The 24,170-nt window shown below is 46.3% G+C and carries 19 protein-coding genes; 5 read left to right on the forward strand and 14 right to left on the reverse strand.

The features are described from left to right. Positions 1 to 40 precede the first annotated feature (40 nt). Both ACFQ0C_RS06570 and ACFQ0C_RS06575 read right to left on the reverse strand, forming a co-directional pair. Positions 41 to 1,069, reverse strand: coding sequence for a glycoside hydrolase family protein (locus ACFQ0C_RS06570; protein WP_379365127.1), 1,029 nt, complete (start codon positions 1,067 to 1,069; stop codon positions 41 to 43). 32 nt (positions 1,070 to 1,101) lie between these two features. Next, entirely contained in the window at positions 1,102 to 3,351 is a 2,250-nt protein-coding gene (locus ACFQ0C_RS06575) for a glycosyl hydrolase family 95 catalytic domain-containing protein (RefSeq protein WP_379365129.1), read from the reverse strand. Between the two features lie 587 nt (positions 3,352 to 3,938). On the opposite strand from ACFQ0C_RS06575, the gene ACFQ0C_RS06580 reads away from it, so the two are divergent. Continuing rightward, positions 3,939 to 4,478, forward strand: coding sequence for a sigma-70 family RNA polymerase sigma factor (locus tag ACFQ0C_RS06580; RefSeq protein WP_379365131.1), 540 nt, complete (start codon positions 3,939 to 3,941; stop codon positions 4,476 to 4,478). Further along, on the forward strand, positions 4,465 to 5,802 hold the full coding sequence (locus ACFQ0C_RS06585; protein WP_379365133.1) for a DUF4179 domain-containing protein: 1,338 nt from the start codon (positions 4,465 to 4,467) through the stop codon (positions 5,800 to 5,802). Before ACFQ0C_RS06580 ends, ACFQ0C_RS06585 begins: the two co-directional genes overlap by 14 nt. 605 nt (positions 5,803 to 6,407) lie before the next feature. On the opposite strand, the gene ACFQ0C_RS06590 is transcribed toward ACFQ0C_RS06585, so the two are convergent. Beyond that, positions 6,408 to 7,685, reverse strand: a complete 1,278-nt coding sequence (locus ACFQ0C_RS06590; protein ID WP_379365135.1) for an adenylosuccinate synthase — start codon at positions 7,683 to 7,685, stop codon at positions 6,408 to 6,410. A 124-nt stretch (positions 7,686 to 7,809) separates the two neighbouring features. On the opposite strand from ACFQ0C_RS06590, the gene ACFQ0C_RS06595 reads away from it, so the two are divergent. Further along, a complete protein-coding gene (locus ACFQ0C_RS06595) occupies positions 7,810 to 8,712 on the forward strand; it encodes a LysR family transcriptional regulator (RefSeq protein ID WP_379365137.1) in 903 nt (300 codons plus the stop codon). Between the two features lie 158 nt (positions 8,713 to 8,870). Here ACFQ0C_RS06595 and rpmG read toward each other — a convergent pair whose 3' ends face one another. From rpmG to ACFQ0C_RS06650, 11 genes are all read right to left on the reverse strand, one after another. Beyond that, complete coding sequence (gene rpmG, locus ACFQ0C_RS06600) at positions 8,871 to 9,020, reverse strand: 50S ribosomal protein L33 (protein WP_171650943.1); 150 nt, start codon at positions 9,018 to 9,020, stop codon at positions 8,871 to 8,873. Between the two features lie 113 nt (positions 9,021 to 9,133). Beyond that, positions 9,134 to 10,360 (reverse strand): ROK family transcriptional regulator, encoded by a 1,227-nt coding sequence (locus tag ACFQ0C_RS06605; protein WP_379365140.1) that lies wholly within the window; start codon positions 10,358 to 10,360, stop codon positions 9,134 to 9,136. A gap of 37 nt (positions 10,361 to 10,397) precedes the next feature. Next, on the reverse strand, positions 10,398 to 11,117 hold the full coding sequence (locus ACFQ0C_RS06610) for a glycerophosphodiester phosphodiesterase (protein ID WP_379365142.1): 720 nt from the start codon (positions 11,115 to 11,117) through the stop codon (positions 10,398 to 10,400). An 81-nt stretch (positions 11,118 to 11,198) separates the two neighbouring features. Beyond that, entirely contained in the window at positions 11,199 to 12,500 is a 1,302-nt protein-coding gene (locus tag ACFQ0C_RS06615) for an ABC transporter substrate-binding protein (RefSeq protein ID WP_379365144.1), read from the reverse strand. 40 nt (positions 12,501 to 12,540) lie between these two features. Beyond that, positions 12,541 to 13,440: a carbohydrate ABC transporter permease gene (locus tag ACFQ0C_RS06620; RefSeq protein ID WP_379365146.1), complete on the reverse strand. Its 900-nt coding sequence runs from the start codon at positions 13,438 to 13,440 to the stop codon at positions 12,541 to 12,543. A gap of 18 nt (positions 13,441 to 13,458) precedes the next feature. Then, a complete protein-coding gene (locus ACFQ0C_RS06625; RefSeq protein ID WP_379365148.1) occupies positions 13,459 to 14,343 on the reverse strand; it encodes a carbohydrate ABC transporter permease in 885 nt (294 codons plus the stop codon). A gap of 453 nt (positions 14,344 to 14,796) precedes the next feature. After that, the gene (locus tag ACFQ0C_RS06630) at positions 14,797 to 16,011 is read right to left on the reverse strand and encodes a GTP-binding protein (protein WP_379365150.1); all 1,215 of its coding nucleotides are present in this window, start codon (positions 16,009 to 16,011) and stop codon (positions 14,797 to 14,799) included. A gap of 253 nt (positions 16,012 to 16,264) precedes the next feature. Further along, on the reverse strand, positions 16,265 to 17,470 hold the full coding sequence (locus ACFQ0C_RS06635; RefSeq protein WP_379365152.1) for an oligogalacturonate lyase family protein: 1,206 nt from the start codon (positions 17,468 to 17,470) through the stop codon (positions 16,265 to 16,267). Between the two features lie 253 nt (positions 17,471 to 17,723). Further along, positions 17,724 to 19,310, reverse strand: coding sequence for an extracellular solute-binding protein (locus ACFQ0C_RS06640; RefSeq protein WP_379365154.1), 1,587 nt, complete (start codon positions 19,308 to 19,310; stop codon positions 17,724 to 17,726). A 69-nt stretch (positions 19,311 to 19,379) separates the two neighbouring features. Then, positions 19,380 to 20,270 (reverse strand): carbohydrate ABC transporter permease, encoded by an 891-nt coding sequence (locus ACFQ0C_RS06645; protein WP_379365258.1) that lies wholly within the window; start codon positions 20,268 to 20,270, stop codon positions 19,380 to 19,382. A 1-nt stretch (position 20,271) separates the two neighbouring features. Continuing rightward, positions 20,272 to 21,246, reverse strand: a complete 975-nt coding sequence (locus ACFQ0C_RS06650) for an ABC transporter permease (RefSeq protein WP_379365157.1) — start codon at positions 21,244 to 21,246, stop codon at positions 20,272 to 20,274. Between the two features lie 178 nt (positions 21,247 to 21,424). Here ACFQ0C_RS06650 and ACFQ0C_RS06655 point away from each other — a divergent pair, with 178 nt between their 5' ends. After that, positions 21,425 to 23,263, forward strand: a complete 1,839-nt coding sequence (locus tag ACFQ0C_RS06655) for a cache domain-containing sensor histidine kinase (protein WP_379365159.1) — start codon at positions 21,425 to 21,427, stop codon at positions 23,261 to 23,263. Further along, positions 23,241 to 24,020, forward strand: a complete 780-nt coding sequence (locus ACFQ0C_RS06660) for a response regulator (RefSeq protein ID WP_379365161.1) — start codon at positions 23,241 to 23,243, stop codon at positions 24,018 to 24,020. The genes ACFQ0C_RS06655 and ACFQ0C_RS06660 overlap by 23 nt, the downstream gene beginning before the upstream one ends. Positions 24,021 to 24,170: the final 150 nt, after the last annotated feature.

Raw genomic sequence — 24,170 nt, forward strand, 5'->3', positions numbered from 1 at the left:
TTAACTGCTAATGCTGCTTCTGCAAACCATTCAAAGAAAGTTATTCCGCGGCAATAGGTATGACCATATTCCATGTGTTCTGTGCGTTCTGAAATCCGCCTGATCCATCCGCAGTCGCTGCAAATAGATGGGTTGGCTTTCCATTCTGGAAAAGCAGAAAAGGTCTCTCGAAATTACCCATTCTTGTTGTCGAGCCGTCATCCCAAACAATTTCCCTCGAATACGCTTTGGGAAGACTGCTAAGCTGCCAATCCAGACCATCCTTGGAGAACGCATGGATTCCGGCATGTTTTTCACCGCAAATGTTACCATCCATATCTTTGGCAATCAGCTCGTAGCCCTGCTCTGTTTTCCAGATGAAAGGGTCCTCCAAATGAAATTGTTCTGGAGGAAATACCGGATCCTCACTCAATACGCGGTACGGACCTGTATAGTGATCAGCCCCGGCTGCTCCAATCATCATTTTGCCATGCGTGTTGCCTTCATATTGTCTTGCCTTGTAAATCAAATGCACCGATCCATCCTCATTCACGCAAGGTGCCGGATTGGAGGTCAGGAAGCTGTCAAACTTACCTGGTCTTGTGCCGAGCACTGGCTCCTCTCTGCGTTCCCATGGACCGAATACACTCTTGGAGGTAGCGATACCGATACGTTTATTGGCTCTCGCAACAATGCAGCGCGGATCATCCAATCCGAAAGACTCCCCGGGCGCCACGTCCGTCAAAGGATGGGTCGAGCCCATATAATACAGGATATAAGTGTCGCCATGCTTCGTAATATGCGGATTATGAGTGCTTCTGCCATCCCAATATTCAGCTCCACGAGCCGGGAACACAATCTCTTGAAATTCATAAGGTCCCTCAGGACTAGGCGAGCTCGCTCTCACCACTTCAGATGCTACAAGCCAACCTGGATGCATAGGGAGATGCTTCGGCCAGCGTGATGCAAACATATGAAATTGGCCGTCCTCCCCTTTAACTACCGAACCGCACCACACCCAGTAGCCTTCCATACGGAAGCCTCCATTTTTGGGTGCAGGCAATAATCTGTCATACAAGCTTCTAGACATTGTTATCCATCCCTTCATTTAGGAATCTATTATTATTTAATAGGCAAACCATATAATCGCCAAGGCTTGCGGCTTCCAAAATATCCGCAGAGACGACTGTCAGCCTCAACGGGTTCAATCTTCCATAGTTTTTCATCAGCTAATGGCTCTCCACCAGGCGCACTGGCATCGCTATCAATTTTAGCATATAAAATGACTTCTTGCCCTTCCTTCAAATCAAGCACACATACACCATCGGCTACCTGGCGAAGCTTTGTTGATTCTACTCCGGATATCCGGATGTTACCGGTCATTCCGGTTTGGATTCGGCAGGGCTGACCGGCCAAGCTTTTGATGCGTATCCATGAAGTTACACCTGCTGACCGTACGGCGCTTACTAGAAAGGCGCCTTCCGTCCGCAAATTATGAAACACCGCTTCTGTCCACTCGGAAGGAATGGCTGGGAATACACGGATTGTATCGCCCCAGCTTTGAAGCAGCATATCCTGAATCCCCTCTGCTGCAGCCAATGGCGATTCCATCACAGGCCCAGCTTCCTTGTACATCGTGTTGGGCTTGATCAGGTGCATAAATGATTTCAAATAGCTCAGCGCTTCCTGTCCTTCGCCCAATGCCGCAGCAATGGACGCCGCGCTTGTAAAGGTAAAGCCTCTTAGGTCGCCTTCCATGGAAAACCAATGGCGGAGCGTTTTCACAATCAGCTCACGTTCATTCTCATCGTCACCGCTAATGAGATGCAGTGGGAATACTGCCATCAAATGGCTGAAATGCCGGTGTCCAAACTCCAACGGCTGATCCTTGCCGATCATAAAGCCGGTCTCGTCAACCGGAAGCGGCACCAGACGTTCAAGCGTTTCTCTCCAGCGTCCCCGAATAGCAGCATCCTCCTCCTGCAAGCCAAGAAGCTCGCTGCTTAGTAGCAAGGTTTCACAGCCCCATTGCAGTAAAGTCAAATCATAATGAGTGTCAGGCACCGTCATTTGCAGAAAAGAACCATACTCCGGCGAAACAGTAGGAGGTAGATGAAGCTTGCCGTCATCGCCCTCCTCCAGCAGATGCAAATAATATTGCACGCTTCGTTTGAGCAGAGGGTACACTAATTCCCCAAGCAGCTTCTCATCCATCGAATATCGGTATTGACGCCATAAATTATGGCAAATCCATGTTAAATTGCCGATTTCCGTACCGACAGGGTTAATCAGATCATAGCTGCAGCTTCGCGGAAGTCCGGACGAATCAGCCCGGTACGGCTCAGGAACATTGTTTGCCAGATGATCAAAGTTATTGCGAAAAGCACGGACCAGCGATTCGCCTAAATGAAGCCGATTGGAAGTATATACCGGTGAATAGCTCATTTGCACGTTCATGTTAAACCATACTCCCGCCCACGGAGTCGGAGCCAGCCAAGGTCCTTGATTATCTATGATCATGCCATCGGCGCGTGTTGCTGAAGCCAGCTTATACATTTGAATCCAATAAAAGCCTTCGAGCATCGTGTCAGGAATGGATACGAAACTTTGCTGATAATAATCATGCCACCAGCTGCGATGCGATTCCACCCATGGCTCCCAGGATTGGGCGGAGGCTTCACGAATAACCGCTGCAACCTGTTGTTGAACCGATTCATCAGCTCCATTAGCAATTGACAAGTACAAATAGCGCCGGTTAAGGTTTTCCGCTGAATAGGATTGTTTCCAGGCTGTTGTACAGCCCCCCTGAGGCGAAAATTGCTGAACACCAAAGCTCGTATCCTCCAACGAATAACGCTTCACCTCTGCCTGAGGAATGTATTGATTCAGGTTAGTTCCATCGGCATTTTTCAATACGGGATCGACCTCGCTAAAAGCATACCATTGCAGCTTGGCATCCGCTTCTTCCGGGCTCGTCTCAAGTTCGACTGCGAGCGCCATATCAACACTGTGAACGAAAGCTCTAACCTTTACCGTGCCAACGGTTGTAGTTATTTCAGCTCGCAGCTCGGCGTTCCATAAATCAACCCGAATGCTTATCGGCTGGTAAATCCAGCCCACTAATTCCAGATGAAGCTCCCCGACAGGAACACGCGGAGGATAACCTCCCTGAGACTTGCGTGCCGTCACGTCCGTTCGGCCCAACACAAATCGCAGAACGTTCCGTTTGTCGCGGTGCTCCTCACTGTAAATCATGGCTCCTATCGTTCCATTGCCGATGTAAGCACCATCATCCCAAGAAATCGGCTTAACCGACCAGGTCATATCATGTCTTCCAAGAAATGACGGCCAATCTATATGGTCCTGTATCACAATAAACACTTCCTTTTCCCAACATTAGTTTTTTTTTGAGAATGTAAATTCAAGGAACAGGGCGGCAATCCCCCTTGGATTAACCTCCCTCTCCTGCTATTTCTTTTCTTGTTGCATAGTAATAGCGGTATGCTTCCGTAAGCATAGATTACACGTTTTTCACGCAGGGGGCATTATGCTAAATTACTTTGGCATGCTTTTTTTTGTCTTTTTTTCGACGGCATCCCTATCGGAATACATATGCCTTCCCCAAGCTTGCTCCAGCCCGTCTGGAAAAAGGTAAGCGGCCAGCTGCTGGCACCATTCTTTAAAATACTTTTCAAGACCTAAACAATCCCTTTTAACTTTATATACTGTACAACAAATAAATAATAAGGTGAAAGCATATTTTCACATGACCTATAATCTGCAAGGCATGTTAAAATGCTTGTACCAAATTTTATCGCAGCTTCATGAACCTGATCGGCTGGTTCTCCATCTAATCCATAGAACGAAAAGCGGGCAACTGCTTAGGAAGCAGTTTTCAACAGAAACTCAGCTTGCAGCGCCAGCTTTTTCTACGAAAAACTTTCAGGGGGCTAATCGATGTGAATGAATTGGAGCATGATATCAAGCTCGCAAGAAAAGGAGACAAGGATGCATTCAGTCGACTCATCCATGCCATGGAATTGAATCTTTACCGTGTCGCCCGGTCCATTGTAAAACGGGAGGAGGATTGTGCGGACGCTATCCAGGAAACGATATTAAAGGCTTATCACGCTATTCACACTTTACGTGAACCGGCCTTTTTCAAGACATGGCTATTTCGCATCCTCATCAACGAATGCAACCAAATATTACGCAAGGAGAGTCGGCTCTTCCCCTCTTCCGAGGCTTTCGTGAACGAGGCTTCTACACAGGATACCTACGAAAATATCGATTTGATAGAGGCGGTCAACCGGTTGGAGGAAGCACTTAAACTGGTGGTCACGCTGCATTATTTCGAGGATATCCCACTCAAGCAAATCTCGCAGCTGCTGGAAACGCCGGAAGGGACGATCAAATCCAGACTCCACCGTGCCAGAATCATCTTGGCTGAATGTTTGCAAGGACCTGATGAAAGGAGGATCGGTTATGAATCCTGTTAATTTAGACGCCGAGCTGCTAAAAGTAATGGAGGAGCATCCCGCGGACCTCCCTGATGCCGTTCGCAAGCGGATTGATGCAACGCTATCCGCTTTGCCGGATAAACTGGATAAACGCAGCAGAAGGTTGCGTCATGTACTGTCTGTTGGATCAGCAGCCGCAGTAGTGATGATAGGGGTCATCATTGGCTCTGCCTTCCTGTCACCCGAGATGGCAGCTGCCCTGAGGCAGGTTCCCGGCATTGAATCGGTGTTCAAACTGGCCGGTGACTTCGGCTTGAAAATCGCGGATGAAAAAGGTATGGTCACAGAAGTTAACCAAGCCGTTACAGATCAAGGAATTACAATTAAAGTATCCGAAGTGATGTATGACGATTCCCGACTTACCATCGGTTATGTGCAGCAAGCTCCCAACGGAATTATGGAGTTGAACAATGTGGCATTTGAGATCAACGGGAAGCCGGTTCATTACCCAAGCAGCGGGTCTGGCAGCCGTATTGATGAGCATACCTATGCTGGAGTTATTAATGTATCCCCGGAGGATGAGCTTCCTGGCAATTTTGAGCTTACCATGACCGTACTTACAATAGGCAATATAGAAGGGAAATGGACATTTCAATTTCCGGTTAAAAAGATGGCAAGCAACAACAAAGCAGTCATGCCGATGGTTACGAAAACGCACGGGGATATTACGCTGACCGTCAAAAAAATTATATTTACACCTAGTTCTACCGAGCTGGATGTTAAGATCAAACAGCCTGTTAAATCGGAGAAATTCATTAATTACGACATAATCGATGATAAAGGAATCGTTCTGGAACGTTTTGGCGGTAGCGGCGGAGGATATACGGAAGGCGAATATATCGTCATGGATTATAAGCAGAGATTCGGTCCAGCCGCCGGAATTCCCGGATACGTTACCGTCCGCCCGGTGGATGAGCAGCAGGTTGCCGCTCCCCTTAAGGAAAATCGCATCCCCTTGGACCGATCACCTGATCCGGAGCTTCCGATAGTGCTGCCCCAAGGAGATATCGGACATTTGCTAGTTACTAAAGTCGAACTGCTAAACGATAAAACAAAGGTTCATTACAGAGCTGTGGGCGTTCAACCTCATCTTCAAGGAACACAATTATGGATTGAGGATGAAGCTGGCCAAAAATATCTTCTTCTAGATAAGCCTACCGAAGTTGTTGATCCTATTCAATATTCGTTTGTCCGCGAATTTCCAGCGTTTCTCCCTAAGCAAAAGCTGACTTTAGTGACAAGAGAGCTCCCCTTGCCGGATTACACGAAAGAGCTTGAAATGACCATTCCAGTCAATCGCTGAAAAAGGTTATCCAACAAGCGATACTTAACAAAACAAGGTGTTCGGTTGAAAGCAGTGGAAGCAAAGCTTGCCTCTGCAGGTGGGGCCGGAATAAGTGTAGCAAATCTTCGCAGCCGTACGAACCCTTGGGTGACTGTGTAACCTCAAACACTTGCCTAATGCAATTTGAGTAAACAAACAAAAAGTCATCCTGCCAGAAGGGCTGTCCTAAACATCTTTGGGACAGCCCTTCCACCACTTTATCCTGAATATAGAATTGCAAAAGAACCCTCAATTCCAATATTAACCGTGGATTTTGAAGGTTCTTTTGCATATTTTATGGGCAGCCTAGCGAACCCCAGGCAAATATCAGGAAAATGTCGGGTTAATTGCTCCGAAAAATAGAGCTTCTGACCCTATAGCTGGAATTTCTCATGCTAATTCAACGTATTTCGGCTGCCATCATCGATATTACATATATTAGCAGTAGTTTTTCCAGCTAGATTGATTTCAAACGATATCCGGGCTGGATTAACGTGAGCATTTCCATCTATTTCCTTTGAATCACAGCCAAGAGGACAGCCCTTATAGCCGAAAGGGCTTTATTCCCATTTTCAAAAATGAGCTTACCGCTCAATCATCTGCTCGCGTTTCGGACCAATCGATACCCAACGTACGGGCTTCCCTATCCATTTCTCAATGTGCAGTACATAGTTTTGTGCATTCACAGGTAAATCGCTAAATTGCCGAACGTTGGAAATATCCGTTTTCCAGCCGGGCAGCATTTCCAAGACGGGTTCACATCGATAGAGCTCGGATGTAACAGGGAACCGATCCGTAATCTCTCCATCAATACGATAGGCTGTACATACCGGGATTTCATCCAAATATCCAAGCACATCCAGATTGGTCAGAGCAATCTCCGTAGTTCCTTGAAGCATGCAGCCGTACCTTGTCGCTACCGCATCAAACCATCCCATCCGCCGAGGACGGCCGGTCGTTGCTCCAAATTCTCCTGCATCGCCGCCACGTATACGAAGCTCATCGGCTGGAGTACCGTTAATTTCGCTTACAAACGGACCTTCCCCTACGCAGCTCGAATAGGCTTTTACCACCGTTACGACCTGCTTGATCGAATGCGGTGGAACGCCTGCGCCGACAGCTGCAAATCCGGCTAATGTTGATGATGAAGTGGAGTAAGGATAGATGCCGTGGTCCGGATCCCGAAGCGCACCTAGCTGACCTTCAACCAAAATTTGTTCTCCTTGCTCCAATGCATTGTGTAAGAGGGTAGTTGTGTCACTCACATACGGCTTCAAACGCTCCGCCTGCTTCAGCAAACCGGAGATAACTTCTTTTGCATCAATAGGTGGCTTCTTATACAAATGCTCCAGCAGCACATTTTTCGACTCCAATGAGGCCTCGATCTGGGCTCTAAGTCTCTCTTCGTTATACAAATCAGCCACCTGAATGCCGCGTTTCACATATTTATCCGCATAAAAAGGTGCGATCCCCTGCTTGGTAGAGCCAAACCTCCGGTCCCCCAGCCGCTCCTCCTCCAGGGAGTCAAACATGATGTGATAGGGAAGCACAATCTGAGCCCGATCAGAAACACGAAGCTTAGGCTCAGGCACACCTCTTGCCAGCAGTTGATCAATTTCACCTAACAGGTTATCTATATTTAGTGCAACACCAGGACCAATGACATTAACCGTTTGCGGATAAAAAACACCCGATGGAAGCAAATGCAAAGCGAATTTCCCGAATTGGTTTATAATCGTGTGCCCCGCGTTGCTGCCTCCTTGATACCTGACCACATACCGCGCTTTGGCCGCTAGCACATCCGTTACTTTACCTTTCCCTTCATCGCCCCAGTTCGCCCCCACAATGGCTGTAACTGTCATATCTTATCCCTCTTTTCGTTTGAAATAGCTTACAGGGATAAGTATAATAAAATTAATCATATAAAAATAATGAATATTATTTATATTAGATATAAGTACATCTAATATCATGAAGGAGCAGCCTATGATCCATAATATGGAGTGGTACCGCGTTTTTTATTTCACTGCAAAAGCAGGCAGCTTATCCAAAGCAGCCGAAGAGCTATTCATCACACAGCCCGCTGTAACGCATTCCATTAAACAGCTGGAGAGCAAGCTGGGCGGACAGCTGTTCATTCGTACTTCCAAGGGAGTCAACTTGACCGCCGAAGGCGAGGTGTTGTTCAAATATATTGAACAGGCTTATCATTTCATTAGTAATGGGGAACGAAAAATTGCCGAAATGCATCAGCTTGTCGAGGGTGAAATTAAAATCGGAGCCGGAGATACATTATGCAGGCACTATCTCTTGCCGCATCTGCAAAGCTATCATGAAGCATACCCGAGCATCAAAATTCAAGTAACGAACCGGACAACGGCAGAAACGGTCACCCTTCTAAAAGAAGGAAAAATCGATTTGGGAATCATTAATCTCCCCTTGGCTCAAACCGATAACAAAATCAATGTTCAAGAGAGCATTCCAATTACAGATTGCTTCGTGGCCGGAGTAAAGCATAAATATTTGTCGGAAACCCTGATTTCGCTGGAAGCATTACTTCAGCAGCCCATCATTTTGCTTGAAAAAGGAAGCAGCATCCGTACCTACATCGATACCTTCGCCGAATCCCAGAGCCTTACGATCAAGCCGGAAATTGAACTCGGAAGCATTGATCTGCTGGTCGACTTTGCTCGGAGCGGATTTGGAATAGCCTGTGTAATCAAAGACTTTGTCTCGCATGAGCTTGCTGAAGGCAGCCTGTACGAAATTCGACTGAAAACCCCGATTCCACCAAGAAAAGTAGGTATTGTTACTTTAAAAGGCACTCCACTATCTGTGGCCGCCAAGCATATTTTGGATATGATGATGCAGCAAAGATCCCCCTCATAGCTGAGGAGGATTTTGCAGTTGCAGATCACAGATCACAGATTCATACGGAAACAGTCGTAGCACGATTATACCAGTGTCAATCGAGAAGCCTTTGCTATCGGCAGCAAACCCACTCCGAGGTTGTGCTGCCGACAGTGAGTGGCCTAAACCTGCTTGAATTATCTTGTTTCCCGGTGCAGCGTATGCCGCTTCAGGCGAGGGCAATATTTATAAAGCTCCATTCGCCCCGTTTGATTCCTTTTATTTTTCGTTGTTGTGTAATTGCGATCTCCGGTTTCTGTGCAAGCCAAAGTAACAATAACTCTCATGCTTTTCACCTCCTCAATTATAAGTAAATTTTACGATTTATTAGCATCTTACAAGCTTCCATCCTTTTTGTCAACGTCCTGCTGTTCGCAAAAAGAATCGAAGCCTTCCGTTTTCATTGCTGCATCTTGGCCCACGCCTTAACTTCCGCTGCATTCATTTGTGCAGGCTCCCTAATCCAGCGGTTAAAGACAAGTGCCGCAGCGCCAATGCTGCCGTTATTTTGATCGTAATGAGTTATGAAGACCGGGGTGCGATCATTCGGAATACTGATCGTTTCCACCATTTCTTCCCGCATAGCGCGCTCGAACCATGGACCCGCTTTCGTTAGTTCCCCTCCGATAATGACACACTCCGGATTGAGTAAATTGATAGCATTTCCAAGTGCAAAGCCCAAATGACGGCCTGCCTCATCCATCAGCTGCCGTACTTCCTCACTCTCCATATGAAGCACCAGCTCATCCATTGTTGAATATCGATGTCCTAACTGCGACAAAATAACCGGAATCGATATATGCGCTTCCAGGCAGCCCTTCTTGCCGCAGCGGCACAGCTTGCCGCCTCGTACGACCTTCGTGTGCCCGAACTTGGCCGCCTGCCAGTCGCTGCCGGTATACAGCTTGCCGTCAACCAGAATAGCTCCGCCCACTGCTTGATCCAGATAGACACATAATACATGCTTCAATTCTCTCCGATTGTGGAACCATACCTCCCCCGCGGCAAAAGCCCGTACCAGATTGTCGACACAAATGGGAAACGGAAACTCTGAGCGGAATATTTCTTCCATAGGATAATCGAACAGCTTTAAATAACGGGAAAACTTCACTATCCCCCCGCTCCCGTCGATAATGCCCTGAAGTCCGATGCCTATGCCTAGAAAGTGGCCTTCTCCAGGCAGCTCCCCAAGCAATCGATGGATCATGCCTCGAATACTGGAAACTACATACGCTCCACAATCATCCCTATCCATGAGCGAGGAATCCAAAGACACTTGAGCTTCGTAAAGGACAAGCGCATCATGATTTAAAATCAGACCGCGGATATGGCTGCGGGTAACTTGAATGCCTGCCGACAGCAGCGTCTCTCCCCGCAGCCGCAGCAGGATGGGCCTACGTCCGGCGCTGTCGGCCTCACGGGTCGAAGCTTCCATGACCAGATCTTGAGTCAGCAGCTCCTGAATAATGTTGGTCACCGTTTGCTTCGTTAAGCCCGTCCTTTCAGCCAATTCAACTCTTGAAAGGAGCGGCTCCTGATGCAGCAGCGTCAGAACCTGAACCCGGTTCTCCTGCTTCATCCGTTGATGGCTGTTGCTGTTGCTGTCTGGTTTGATACGCACTGTCACTGTCCAACCTCCGGTTACACCTGCAATTTGCCGATTATTATACCATATCCCTCAGAGCATCGGACAGCTTATCCGGAAAATTGACCGTCATTCCGTCAACGCCGCAACTTAGGCAGTGCTTCATAAGAGCTTCGCTGCTTACTTTCCAGGCCCGAACCTCAAACCCGTGCTGTTTAATGGCTCGGACATTCTCTTCTGTTACCGTCTCAGCTCGGGGACAAAGCTGCTGCGCCTTCAGCTCCCTCAGGCGCTCCAGCTTCTCCTCATCCCATTGCTGTACTAAGTATCCAATTCGGACTGCTCCATTATACTGCCGAACCGCCTGCAAAATATCATATTGAAAGGATGTAATCGTTACTTTCCCTAATAGCCCTTGTTCTTCCAGAGAATGAATAACCATTTTCTCCAATCCAGGCTCTTTAAGCTCCAAAACAAGCCGGACTGGTTTACGCCCAAAAATATGAAGGAACGTATCCAGGCTGACGAGCCGTTCCCCCACATATACAGGTGAAAACCATGCTCCCGCATCAAGCTCCTGCAATTCCTTCCACGTAAGCCTGGCAGGACTGCCCGTACTGTCAGTCGTGCGGTCTAGCTGATCGTCATGATGCAAAAATACAACTCCATCCTTGGACATCCGCAGATCGGTTTCCAAGCCATGAGCCCCCATCTCCAATCCTTTGTAAAAAGCCGCTAATGTATTTTCAGGAGCATATTCCGATGCTCCTCGATGTGCCAGGTTCATAATTATACCCACGAAAAATTCTCCTTTTGACCACAACGGCATCGGCGTGAATTGCTCCGCCGATGCCGCTCTGAGCTGTTTGTTTTGTGATTGTTACTTATACGTTTTCATGTATTCGACGATCTCCGTCTGCAGCTTATCCATGACCTTTTGCGGATCCGCCTTTGGATCGTTATGGACAGTTTCTATCGCTTTGATCACCCCGGACCAAATTAACGCATCCGCCGGATGAATCCCTTCTCCTCTAAGATATTGCGTTTGATCTATCGCCACTTTGAAATTGGGATCCTTGGTCAAATGCTGCTTGAAATCAGGCAGTTCAAACGCTGCTTTCTTGACTGGGATATAGCCGGTTTCCATCGAATTTTTCGCTGTAATCTCAGCACTCGTTAAGAAGGAAACTAATTTCCATGCCGCTTCTTCATGAGCCTTGTCTGATTTGAAAATACCTAAGCCGTTGCCGCCAATCGGTACCCAACGCTCTTTAACTTTAGGTAAAAAAGCAACACCGATCTCGAATTTATCGCCTATTTGCTTTTTCAATGCAGCTAAGCTCGCTCCAGACCTCATCAGCATGGCAAGCTTGCCTGCCGCGAAATCTTCGCCTGACGTTTTGATTTGATTTTGAGGCATAATATGTGAGACATGGACCGCGTCTTGAATCGACTTCAGAGTTTCGACCGCTTCCTTACCGTTCACATTAGGTGTTCCATCCGGTTTGATCATCTGACCGCCACGGTTCCAAACCATAGGCTGGAAATACCAAGGACTGTCGCTGTTCAAGTTTAAGCCCCACACACCGTTGCCGCTCACCTTTTTGCCGGTCTCAATCAGCTCGTCCCAAGTATCCGGCACCTTCAAGCCCTGTTTATCCAGCATCGTTTTATTATAATACATAACCGGAGTGCTGCTTTGGAATGGAATGACCCACTTTTTATCCTTATACGTGTAACGCTGCCAGAAGCCAGGCAAAATGTCTGCGATCTCTTCCTTGGTCATGAAGCTTTCAATCGGCAGCAGCTTGCCGCTGTCTGCAATTTGTGGAATGGCGTGGCGCTGGCCGAGCTGTACGAGATGCGGCAAGCTGTTCGAAACTATACCTGCCTGAACCTTCTTCGCCATTTCATCATAATCGCCCATAAATTCCGCTTCTACCTTAATATTAGCATTAGCTGCGTGAAAAGCATCCAGGTAGCTTTTCAAAGCATCCTTTTCCGTAGTCCACAGCTTCAACGTAACCGGTCCGGCGGACGGGGCTTTCGCCTCTCCCTTTTGTGCCGACCCTGCCGTTTCCTGACCTCCTGCTCCTGAACCTGATCCTGCTGTGCCTCCTCCTCCACATCCGGATACAACCGCCAATGATGCCGCTACTAGAACTGCCAATGTTTTTTTCATGTTTTTTTCCATCCTCCTAGAAATTTGTATGTCAGCCGGACTACTTAAGCCCGCTGGTGACCATGCCGCGAACAAAATATTTTTGAAGAAACAAGAACAACACGAGAATCGGTAAAATAATAAAGGTAGACGCTGCGAGCAGCTGAGGCCATTGCGTTCCGAGCTCTTTATCAATCATGTAGCGCAAACCAATTTGGACCGTACGCATATTGGTGCTGTTGGTTACGAGAAGCGGCCACAAATAGTTGTTCCATGCATGAATAAAAGCAAATAGGCTTAACGTGGCCGAAATCGTTTGAGACAAAGGCGCCACTATGCGCAAAAGAATGGAGAAATGAGAACAGCCATCGATTTTGGCCGCATCCAGCAAATCTCTGGGAATGGTCAAGAAGAACTGCCGCATCAGGAAAATCCCGAACACACTCGTCAAGCCGGGTAATATCATAGCCAGATGCGTGTCGATCAAACCGAATGATTTTACAACCAAGTAAGAAGGAATCATCGTTGATTCAAAGGGAATCATCGTTGTCGCTATAAATGCCAGAAACAACGCATTTTTGCCTTTAAACTGCACGCAGGCAAATGCATAGGCCGCCATACTGCAGGTGATAAGCTGCCCGATCACCGTACTGACGGAGACGATCAAGCTGTTCATAAAGAAACGATCAAACGGCGCTCTGTGCCATGCCTGCACATAATTGTCCCAGCGAAATGAGCTGGGCAGTGCCAGAATGTCCCCAGAGAAAATTTCATCAGGCATTTTAAGCGAGCCAAGAATCATCCATAGAAACGGAAACCCCATCACCAGAGAAGCGCCAATCAGCAATGTATGCTTCAGCAGGACAACGGCATGCTTGGGCAGCTTTGTTGTCATTTTTACATCGGTTTTCCACTTATGGCGAGCAGTCATGTTTCCAAGTTTTTTTGTTGATACACTCACGAACCGCAGCCTCCTTTGTTATTGATAATGCACCTTGCTCCCGACAAACCTCATCTGGATCCAGGTAAGCAGTAATATGATGCCAAGCAGGACCATCGCAATCGCTGAGGCATAGCCCATCTGGAACCGCTCAAACGCATAATTCCAAAGATGCATAACAATAAGCTCCGTGCTCCCCGCAGGCCCGCCCTTGGTCATAACATCAATCTGGGTGAAGGTTTGCAGCTGCTCGATGGTCAAATAAATAAGCAGGAAAAATATCGTGGGAGTCAACAGCGGAAGTTTGATACAGAGCAGGATCCTCATAAGTCCGGCACCGTCAACCTTGGCCGCCTCCTCCACATCGTTTGGAATACCTTGCAGCCCAGCCAAATAAATAATGACGCAAAATCCGATATGCTTCCAGATAGCCATGATAGCCAGTGAAATCAGCGCCGTGCTAGAATCATTCAGCCAACGCAGCGGTTCAAAGCCCAGCCATTTCATCATTGAATTGGCCAAGCCGTAATCGGGATGGTAGATGAACATCCATACAACGGAGATGGCAACTGTCGATGTGACGATCGGTGCGAAAAAGAGCGAACGGTAAACCGTCAGCAACCAACGCAGCCCTTTATCCAGCAATAGAGCAAAGGCAAGAGCAAGGATCATGGAAGCAGGCACGGTCATGACAGCATAGAGTAGAGTCCGAAAGAGGGTGTTGTAGAAGCTGTCATTCTGAAATAGATTTACGTAATTGTCCAAACCGATAAAAGTCGGCGCCGGACGCATCATGTCCCAAGAAAGTAGACTTAATCCGGCACTATAAAAGATAGGAATGACAACAAAGACAAATAAAATTAGCAGGGCGGGAAGCAGCAATACATAACCAGCGGCATGCTCCCGAAGCTTGGCAGCAGTCATACATTCACCTCGAATTATTTAGTAAAATCATTGGACTAATATAAAATCATCTTATCACCGCTTTGTTATCGCTCTGTAAAATGGATGTGAAGATTTTATATACGGTCAAAGTCGCGGGTAAAAGTGAGCTGGCGGTTCATTGGCGGCGACAAACTGAATCAACGAAAGTGAAGGGCGATGCGGAAGTAATAGTTCCTTTATCAGCCGGAAAGCACAAAAAACAGAGGGATAACGGAAGCGCCAGTTCCGTTATCCCTCTGTTTTTATGCATAAATGTCCAATTCGACCAACATAACGGAATTCCCACTTCCGCTATCTCCTTAAATTAGAGCCGGCTGATGGAATAACGGAACTCTTCGTTCCGTACAAAATCCTCCAGGCTCGTCGCAGCGCAGCTACGCCGTTAAAAATCCCCCTTGATCATGGGGTACGTCATTTCTTGACGTCTTTACATTAATGAACAACTTCTTCCTGTTGGTTAGTCTCCACGGCAGGGAAATCATCAGGAAAGCTGCTCCAGTTCATCTTCATCTCCAGCTCAGTCAGCAAGCATTCATCCAAAGAAGAAACAATCTTGGCACGATCCATATCTATGCCAATAAACACAATTTTATTTAATCGATCACCGTACTCCGGATCCCAATGCTCGAATACTTCACTTTCATCCTGAAGTATTTCTTGCCTTTCCTGTTCAGGAAGCGCGGCCACCCAATAGCCAGATGGACCAAAGCGGATCGAAGGTCCGGCCTGGCTTAAGCTCTGCCCCATATCATTGCGTGTCGCGAGCCATACTGTGCCCTTCGAACGGACAATTTCCTCCGGCCAATTAACCATCCATTCCATGAGTCTGCCGGAGTGAAACGGTTTGGTCCGCTCGTAGACGAACGAAGCAATTCCGTACTCCTCCGTTTCTGGAATATGGACTGGCTTCTCCATTTCTCTAATCCAGCCTGCAGACGCACTGGCTTCTTCAAAATCAAACAAGCCCGTATGCAGGATTTCCGCCGGATCTACTTTACCATGTGAAGCGCGAATCAATCTGGCCCGAGGCTGAAGGGTACGAAGAACACCTTCCAATTCATTCAATTCATCCTCGCTGATCCTATCGCATTTGTTAAGAATCAGCACATCGCAAAACTCAATCTGATCTATTAACAAATCCACGACTTCGCGTTTATCGTCTTCATTCGCAGCTTGTTTACGCTCCAGCAATGTTTCTCCCGAGGAGAAATCGCTCCAGAACCGATAAGCATCAACAACAGTTATCATGCTATCCAGACGGCAAAACTGTGACAAATCAATACCGTGCTCATCATCCATATAGGTAAAGGTTTGCGCAACAGGAACAGGTTCACTGACACCGGTTGATTCTATGAGTATGTAATCAAACCGATTTTGTTTAGCCAGCTTCTCTACTTCACGCAGCAGATCTTCCCTCAACGTACAGCAGATGCATCCATTGGACATCTCGACCAATGCTTCCTCCGTACGTGAAAGCCCGCCACCATCTTTGATTAACTCCGCATCCACATTAACCTCACTTAAATCGTTAACGATTACCGCCACTCTCAATCCATTGCGATTGCTTAAAATGTGATTCAATACGGTTGTTTTCCCCGCCCCCAAATATCCGCTTAATACAGCAACCGGAATTTTTTGTTGGTCCATTGCACAGCACTCCTTTATGTGTAATAATTACTATTATACCGCATTAATAAAACCGAACTCTTCAGCTCAGCTCCCTTGCTCAGTCCAAATGTTAAGTGTAATATTTACTATTAGTAGTTTACAAGCTTTTCCCCTTCCTGTCAAATTCATCACACCAAGCAGCCAGTGAACGGGTCACCGGCTGCTGCTATTAGTTAATCAAGTTGTTTAGATTAGGCCGCTATTGTATACGCTATGGTGTTCTTGAAAAGAATCATCTCTCATCAATCGGAATCTCAGGAAGCGATTCAAACTCAGGAACGTCAACCATATAAAGATTGCCGTAACCCGACATGTCGCTCGTAAAAAGAACGTGTTTACGATCAGGACTTAATCTTGGGTGGACATGCAAGGTTTGTGTATGAAAGCTGCCACGGTGCTTGCACAACACACGAGGACCTTCAAAGCCCGAGCCGTCATTACGCCACAGCTGCAGCGTATCCTGAAGCTGCTGGCCATGATAAGCTCCCGATTGCTGACCGTCACCCACCACAAGCTTTAAATCATTGGAGTGAACGTGCATATTTTGAAACGGAAAGCTATATTCTTCAAGGTCGCTATTATCATAGTGGACAGCTCCAATGATTTTACCGGTATGATCGGATAAAGAATTGGTAAATCCATGGTAACCAATATGAATACCGTCCGCCATCCAATATTCATGGCCTACATATTCATTCTTCAGCGTGTCTCTAACCTTCCAATGGCTGCCGGTTTCCATATCCAATACCCATATCCGGTGATCGATCTGCTCCCAAGGGCCTTCATGGCAAAATGTAAGCAAATGCGGCTGTGTCGGAGAAGTATTGACATGACCGAGCCAAAGCTGATCCTCATGAAGTTGCTTGACCATACCATCCGTTGTCGAAACGGCCATGATCATGCAATGCGGCTTGGCGCTAAAATATTGCTCAAAACCCGTGTAGCCGTTGGACATATCCATGTGAAGACGGCTAGAGTAATCCTCATTCAGACCGAAGCACACCCATTGCCCGTCTGCCGTACAGCTCATACTGCCAAAATTATAGCCGCTTGGAACCGTATATAAAATACGTTCCTTTAATGTCTGAAGGTCAATAGCGACAATAGCACGATCATAATAAAAGTACGCTTCATACCCCTTGGGGTGAAGAAAAGTCCCTTGAATCCTTGATCCACGCCCTCGCTCCAGATCGGTTAACTGCGTCATAACCCCATCCTGTAAATCCATACTATAGAGATTGGTAACATTCCCCCGGTCTGAGCCGAATAGCAGCTTGCCGTTATCTTCCCCATAAAACCCGTTATTCGTAAAATAAATATGAAAGCTGTGCGAGCAATAATCCGTCAATTGAGTTACTGTCACCCCGGTAATCCGGTCTTGAAAACTGCGCCGCTCCGAGGCCCATATGGTTCCTTTACCCTTGCTTGTTACTGCCATCTTTGCACCTTCTCCTTCCCTTTACTTTTACCTAAAAGTAAGTCTGATGATTAGATTTTCGTGAAAATTTATTTATGTGGTTACGGAGGAAAAAGGGAATGGTACGGAAAGTTTACGGCCGCCTTTGAAATTAAGTTGTTACCTTAAGGTACATTAAAGACAACTTAAATTTCAACAGCGGTGGAGTACCATCCCTTTTCTGTAGTAACCACCCGAATTAATAAATATTCACGTATTGCTTTCATCGTCAGACTTACTTTTTAACACCCGCATAAGCCTCGTTCATTTCCTTCGTATAATCGTCGCCGCCACTCTTTCTCCACAAGTCCATATCGGCTTTGAATCCGGCTTCGTCTGTTTTACCTACGATAAATTTAACTCGCGCGTCTTCCACGATTTGATCCAGCTGTGCGCCTTTTTGCGTAAAGGTATTGGAAGTAAACGGTTCGGCCGGATTGGCAACAATAATTTTCTCGTTTTCCTTCATCACTTCATTGGCTTTAATGCGCAGCGGAGTAGACGGCTTGAACAGCTCAGGAATGATATAAGGAATTTGCAGCGAGAGTTGATTCAAATTTTTGTTGTTTATATCAGGCCCCATGTTATCGTTGATGGTCAGAATCGTTACGAGCTTTCCGTTGTCCATTTTATAATGAGTTCCCTCTATCCCATAACCAAGCAAAGCCTGCATTTCTTTATCGTTCGTTTTATCGAAAAATTCCAGTACCTTTCTAAGCTCAGCCTCTGTTTTCACTGTTGATTTGGAAATCAGGAACACCCCTGCATAGCCGGTTGTCGGTTGGTTATGCAGCCCTGTAGGCCCGCTTACAGCTCCGATCAAATCTATCGTTCCTTTGGGATCAACGGTTTTCAATTTTTCATCGATTTGATAGGAACGGTCAGCAACGTCAACGGCAACTCCAGCCTTGCCATTAACAATCGGATCATTCCATTTGGCTGAATCATAGACGGCAAAGTCCTGGTTCACCAGCTTCTCATCGTACAGCTTTTTATAAAACTTCAACGCTTCCATATACTCCGGAGTCAGATGAGCGGGAACGAGCTTGCCATCCTTGACTCCCCATTTATTCGGCGCTCCGAACCACGTCTGCATAATGTCCCACGGACCCGGGTATTTCGTTGCGACCATCCCGTACGTATCGTTTTTGCCATTCTGATCGGGGTCATTGTTAGTAAAGGCTTTTAACATATTGTAAAATTCATCGATCGTCTTCGGTTCCTTCATGCCGAGATTATCCAGCCAATCCTTACGGTATGAAATACCCATACGTCCTATTGGGCGAGTTGTATAAAGTCCGTAATACTTGCCATTAACCGACGTATTGTTAAGAATAGTCTGATTCGCCTTGCTAAGATTCGGATAGTCCTTCAGGTAAGGGCCAATTTCCCAGAAGGCGCCGCCTTTAATAGCATTGGCAACCGCGGGGAGCTTCACATTGACTACAAAAATAGCCGAAGGCATCGAACCGGAAGCGAGCGTAATGTTCATTTTATCCAAATAGCTCGCATCGGGTGTAAATTGAAGATCCAGCTTTGTATTGGTATACTCCTCGACTTGCTTCCATACTTTGCTATCCGGTGAGGCGTTATCATTGGAAAAGCTTTTCAACATAACACTAATCTTGAAGGGAGCTTCCTTCGTCTTGGTCTCAGCGGGCTTCGTGCCCGGACTTTGGCTTGCTGTCCCCGTACTGCCCGTACCAGTTGTCCCTGCGCCTGTATTTGAACTTGTGCCGCTGCAGCCCGCAATTACGCTTACTGCTATAATTGCGCTAGTCGCCGAGATGTAAAAACTTCTCTGATTTTGAACCCGTTTCATAATGATTTCCTCCTCTATGTTTTCATAAGACTGAACTGAGTGTTCCGTAAGTGTATATCCAAACGCTCATCAACCTTTTACCGCACCCAGCAGCACCCCTTTGGCAAAATGCTTCTGAATAAACGGATACACCAGCAGGATCGGCAGCGTACCGACTACCACAACGGCCATTTTGATCGATTGATCGGGAGGCTTGACGTAAGTCAGGTCCATAGTCGACATATCCAGCGCCCCGGACGCCAGCAGAATCATTTGTCGCAGCAGCACCTGCATCGGCCACATCTTGGAATCACTTAAATAGAGCAGCGCATTAAAGAAATCATTCCAATGTAGCACCGCATAAAAGAGTGCGAAGGTGGCGATAACCGGCTTAGATAAAGGAAGCACAATTCTCCACAAAACACCTAGATCATTGCAGCCGTCTATTCGTGCGGATTCGATAAGCTCATTAGGAATCTCTTGAAAAAATGATTTCACCACAATCAGATTAAAGGCATTGATTGCCGTAGGCAGCATGACAGCCCAATAGGAGTTAAGCAAACCCATGCTTTTGACAATTAAATACGTAGGAATCATTCCCCCGCTGAATACCATGGAAAATACAATCAGATTCATCATTATATTTCGGCCAACCATATTTCGGCGAGATAAACCGTAAGCCATCGTGAAGGTGAAAAACAGGTTGACAATCGTACCCGCTACCGTAACAAAAACAGAGACCAACAAGCTGCGGGGCAATGCATTGTCCTTAAACACATATTGGTAAGCATTTAAAGTAAACGACTTGGGGATGAGAAAAAACGACCTGCTGCCGATCTCGATTTCTGAAGCAAACGACCCTGCCACAATATACATAACAGGCAAAATCATCATAAGAGCAACAACAGCAAGGAATAGGTAATTCGCCGTATCGAATATTTTCCCGCCCAGTGAGCTTTGACGCACGAAAATTCCCCCTATTTTAGAATATGCCCGAATGACCTGCCCGCTTGGCCAAGTAGTTGGATGTAAATACGAGAATAATACCTATTATCGCCTTAAATAAACCTACCGCCGTGCTGTAGCTAAATGCTCCCTGTGTAATACCAAGCGTATAGACGTAGGTGTCGAATACTTCGGCCACAGGCCGATTGAGGGCATTGCTCATCAGCAGCACCTGTTCGAACCCCCGGTCCAAAAAATTGCCCATTCGCAAAATCAACAGCACTATTATCGTCCCCCGTATCGCGGGCAATGTAATATGCCATACTTGGCGGAATCTATTCGCCCCGTCCACGATAGCTGCCTCATACTGCTCCTGATCTACGCCAGCTAATGCTGCGAGGAAAATAATCGTGCCCCAACCCATCTCCTTCCACAGACTTTGCGTAATGATAAGCGGCCGGAACCATTGCTCACTCGTTAAAAACTCCATTTTCTGGCCAGTCAGTCCATAGACCATCTCGTTTATAGCGCCGCCCTCCGTTGTTAAAAGAAGGTAAGAAATACTTGCTACAATAACCATCGAAATAAAATGCGGCACATAGATGAGACTTTGAATAAGACGTTTATAAAAGGATTTGCGAATTTCATTAAGCAGCAGTGCCAGGATGATCGGAGCCGGAAAAAAGAACACCATATCATATAAACCGAGCAGCAGCGTATTTCTCACCAAACGAAAAAAAACAGGATCCTGAAAAAATTGCCTGAAATTATCTAACCCAACCCACTCGCTCCCGAAAAATCCGATGAAGGGCTGATAGTTTTTGAAAGCAAGCAGCACTCCCCACATCGGAAGATACTTAAAGATAAGAAAGTAAACCAACCCCGGCAAGCATAACAGAAGCAAATATTTGTCTTTCTTGATTCTTGCGAGCAGTATACTTAATGAGGAATGCTTAACGGTTTGAACTTGGGCTGCTAGCGGCTCCGATTGTGAAGCTTTGAGTTTGAGCATTGTGTCAACTCCTTCCTACTATGGCGATGGCTATGCTTCAACCATAAGCTGCTGTCAATTTTCCAGCAATCGGACTTTTTTGTAAGCGCCAACAATTTGCTTTAGATATTTTTTCAGCTTTAAGACTTTTTTAAAAAATGATACGATAGGCAAACAAAACATCCAGGGAGAGTGCGCCATGAATCGTAGAAAAAGTAACGCAGTCACCTTTTATACACATCTGGGTTTACGCTCCAAAATGTTAATCATTTTTATATTGATATTAGTCATCCCTCTTAGCTTGCAAGGTATTCTTACCTATTATGAATTTTCAGCATCGGTGGAACGACGGTCTGCAGACTATTCAACCCAAATTGTCGGGCAAATTAACCGCAATCTGGATCGGACCTTGCTGGAAATGCAAAGGCTTTCTCTAATGCCACTATATGACACGCAAGTATTAGCCATTGTAAAAAAATACAGCCAACCCCAATTTGCTCTGACTCGCCCCACGCTTGCCGAAATGGAAAAAATGTTTCTTTACATCTCAGGCTCTGCATACAACCGTTCTGAAGTAAAAGGAATTCAAATTATTGCTAACAATGGATTTATTTTTACTAATGTTGATTCCTCGATGATGAATTTTTATGCCGATGTCAGACAGGAGGACTGGTTTAGAAAAGTTCAGGTTGCAGATGGAGCCTGGGTCGTCATCCCCCAGCATCAGCCCAATTACTATAACGAAAGCTCATCACAAGTTTTTTCCGTAGCCCGTATGATTCGTGAGCCTGATAAAAATGACGTGATTGGAATGATTAAAATAGATTTAAAGCTGGATGTGTTCCGCCAGATTTTATCCAATGTAAAATTCGAGGAGAAAGGCAGTATGCTCGTCGTTAATGAACGAAATGAGCTTTTATTTGAGGAAAGCAGCTCTAATCTGGAGCCCCGCTTCGCCAAAACTTTACGCGACACCAAGCAGCCTAATGAGAATGCAGTCCGGGATTTGGTTCTGAATGGGCAGCGTTTCCTTACTATTGTAGATTATTCGGATTACTCAGGACTTAAAGTAATTGACTTCATTCCCGTTGACTCCTTGCTGTCCGAAACTAAGAAGCTACGTAATTTCACTATTGTAATTGCTGTTATTTTCGTTGTGGCCGCCATTATCCTCTCCTTTATTTTCTCTTATCACTTAAGCAGCCCTTTAATCCGGCTTAAGCAAAAAATGCAGCTGCTCGAACGGGGACAGTTTAACCAAAGCGTGCCGGTCATGTCGCAGGATGAAATCGGGCAGCTTAGCAGAGGCTTTAACCGGATGGCCGAGGAAATCAACCATTTAATCAAGGAAGTATATTTGATAGGACTACGGGAAAAAGAAGCCGAGCTCGCGGCGCTGCAAAGCCAGATCAATCCGCATTTTATTTACAACACGCTCGAATCCATTAATATGAAAGCGCTGGAACGTGAAAATTACGAAGTATCCGATATGGTCTCTACCTTAGGACAATTAATGCGGTACACCGTCGATCAATACGACAGACTGGTGCTGCTAAAAGAAGAGCTCGCTTCTGTAGGCTCCTATGCAAAGATCCAGCAGCTGCGCTATGGCGACCGTCTGCGTATTATTTTCGATATCGAGCCTGGTCTCGAACGCTCCCTGGTTCCCAAGCTGCTATTGCAGCCTCTCGTAGAAAATTCCATCTTTCATGGCGTTGGAGACAAGCCTGAGGGCGGCACGATATGGATTTCCGCTGTAAGATTCAGCGATGACCTGCTGTTAACCGTCAGGGACGACGGAATCGGTATGACAGAAAGTGAAGTCGAGCGCCTGAGATTGTCTTTAACATCTCCCCTGCCGGACGGAGAGCGTAAACAAGGCGTTGCCTTGCGCAATATAAACCAAAGGCTCGTATTAATGTTCGGCTCCTCTTATGAGCTTCAATTCGATGGAAGTCCCGACCAAGGAATGGCCTTTACAATCACTATCCCCATAACGGAAAGGATGAGCGGAGATGTACAAAATTCTGCTGGTTGAGGATGAGGAAATTATCCGAACAGGCATCAAGCATTTAATTACCAAAGTATCCAGTGAATTCGAAATTGTTAAAGAAGCAGCCCATGGAAAAGAAGCGTTAGCCTATTTGCAGACGGAAATACCCGATGTAGTCATTACGGACATACGGATGCGCGAGATGGACGGATTATCGCTGATTGCCAAAGTTAGAGAACGTTACCCTAATATGCCGCTGTTGATTATAAGCGGCTACAGCGACTTTGAGTATGCGCAGAAAGCGCTTCGCTTCGGAGTATCGGATTATTTGCTAAAGCCGATTAATCGTATGGCACTGGTATCTGCATTGGAACGCATCCATCAAACGCTTGAGCGGAAAGAAACGGGTGGATCAACGGATAGAACAGAACCTCACATAGAAACAGCCACGAAGGAGCCTATTATGAAAAGCGGCGAAGGCAAACGGCTCATTCGCAAAATCAAAGAATATATTCAAGCCCATCCCGAAGGAGATTTGCGCCTTCAAACCTTGTCTGATTACATCCATTTAAACCCGGCCTATCTCAGCCAGCTATTCAAATCGGAAACCGCTATTAATTTATCTGACTTTATTATGCAAATCCGGATTGAGAGAGCCAAGCATCTTCTTGAACAGACCGATTTGAAAATTTACGATGTAGCGCGGCTATCAGGATATCAGAGTCCCAAGCACTTCATGCTTGTATTCAAGCAGCAGGTCGGAACATCGCCAGGCTCTTATCGTGAGGAGTACGGTTCGTAAAACAACTATAAGTGCGAGTTCAAAAAGTCGACTTTTTCAGCAACATCTATAAATGCGAGTTCCAAAAGTCGACTTTTGGAACAACATCTATAAATAACGAACCAAACCTAAAAGCTGCGTGATTTTTTGAGGCCACCTCTACCCATATAA

The organism is Paenibacillus sp. GCM10027630 (assembly GCF_042676305.1).
GTDB lineage: Bacteria > Bacillota > Bacilli > Paenibacillales > NBRC-103111 > Paenibacillus_S.